Raw genomic sequence first — 263 nt, forward strand, 5'->3', positions numbered from 1 at the left:
GAGTTCGGCCTGCTGTCCGGCGGAGCGACCGCGATCTGCGGCGCTTCGGCGGCGATGGCGATCTCGGCCGCGCTCCCGCCCGACGATCGCAAGGAGCGGCTGACCGGCTTCACCATCATCGGCGTATCGACCCTGTCGACCGTCGCCATGGTCCTCTATCCGATCGTCTCGCAGCTGTTCGGGTTCGGCGATCACCAGGCCGGGCTGTTCATCGGCGCGACCGTCCACGACGTCGCCCAGGTGGTCGGCGCCGGCTACGCCAT

Annotated in this window: 1 protein-coding gene; it reads left to right on the forward strand. The window is 69.6% G+C overall.

All coding sequences use genetic code 11. The annotated features are described in order from the left end of the window. A partial coding sequence (locus SAZ04_RS22325; RefSeq protein ID WP_332699834.1) for a putative sulfate exporter family transporter occupies positions 1–263 on the forward strand: 263 nt, incomplete at both ends.

The sequence above is a fragment of the Halalkalibacter lacteus genome (assembly GCF_036663595.1).
In the GTDB taxonomy this organism is placed as follows: domain Bacteria; phylum Bacillota; class Bacilli; order Bacillales; family Bacillaceae_D; genus Halalkalibacter; species Halalkalibacter lacteus.